The organism is Pseudoalteromonas sp. A601 (genome assembly GCF_002165575.1).
Taxonomy (GTDB): domain Bacteria; phylum Pseudomonadota; class Gammaproteobacteria; order Enterobacterales; family Alteromonadaceae; genus Pseudoalteromonas.
In genome coordinates, this window is the sequence record NZ_MXQF01000082.1 from 1 (window position 1) to 1,319 (window position 1,319).

Annotated in this window: 1 protein-coding gene; it reads left to right on the forward strand. The window is 40.2% G+C overall.

Annotated features, from left to right (window positions below; genetic code table 11):
• The first annotated feature begins 131 nt into the window (after positions 1–131).
• Positions 132–1,145 carry a UDP-glucose 4-epimerase GalE gene (gene galE / locus B5G52_RS21755; RefSeq protein ID WP_087534707.1) on the forward strand — a complete coding sequence of 338 codons (1,014 nt, stop codon included), beginning with the start codon at positions 132–134 and terminating at the stop codon, positions 1,143–1,145.
• Positions 1,146–1,319 lie beyond the last annotated feature (174 nt).

Genomic DNA, 1,319 nt, shown 5'->3' on the forward strand with positions numbered 1-1,319 from the left:
AAGAAATTGCACTTATTATCCGAATCTAGGCAGTCAATAACGCTGATAATAAAAAACAATAAATTTAAAACATGTAATAACAGGTAATCTATGGTGAAATTAACTTAATTCACCTTATATATGGAGATTTCATGACAATTTTAGTAACAGGTGGTGCAGGGTATATAGGCTCGCACACCGTAGTTGAGTTATTAACGCAAAATAACGACGTTGTTATCATAGATAACTTGAGTAACTCTAGTGTTGAGTCACTTGAACGCGTGAAAAAGATCACTGGAAAATCAGTACATTTTTACCAAGGCGACATTCTAGATAAAAGCTTCCTAGCTGATATTTTTGCTAAACATACAATAGACAGTGTCATTCATTTTGCGGGGCTTAAAGCTGTCGGGGAATCAATTGTAAAGCCGATTGAGTACTACCAAAATAATGTACAAGGTACACTAACACTGGTTGATGCAATGCGAGATGCAGGTGTATTTAAGCTAGTACTTAGTTCATCCGCGACCGTTTATGGCGACCCGGCAAGTTTACCTATTCGCGAAGACTTCCCAGTGGGTGGTACCACTAACCCTTATGGCACATCAAAGCTGATGGTTGAAATGATGCTACAAGACATCGCTAAATCTGATGAACGCTTTGCATTCGCGATTTTACGCTACTTTAACCCCGTTGGAGCACATGAGTCAGGACTTATTGGTGAAGACCCTAATGGCATCCCAAACAATCTGCTTCCTTATATTTCGCAAGTTGCAGTTGGTAAGCTAAAGCAGTTAGGTGTATTCGGTGATGACTACGACACTATTGATGGCACTGGTGTCCGTGATTATATTCATGTTGTAGACCTCGCTTTAGGGCATTTAAAAGCACTTAATAAGATCAATCAAGATACAGGCGCACATGTTTATAACCTTGGCACAGGTAATGGTTACTCAGTACTTCAAATGCTCAATGCTTTTAGTAAAGCCTGCGGTAAGGAAATCCCCTACCAAGTATCACCACGTAGACCAGGTGATATTGCCGCCTGCTACGCAGCCCCTGAGAAAGCTTCACTAGAGCTAGAATGGCAAGCAGAACGAGGCATAGACATCATGATGCAAGATACTTGGCGCTGGCAAAGCAATAACCCCAACGGTTATAAATAAAAGTATCAACTTAAACTTATAAAACCGCTGTTAAGCGGTTTTTTTATATTTAAAGAAGTACAAGTTTCGGATATATACCGATAAAAGAATCATATTTTTCAGTGCAGTACACTGGACTCTGAGGTGGTCGTCGCGTTCTTTTATCCGTGGGTATCAAATCTCAACCCACGCTAC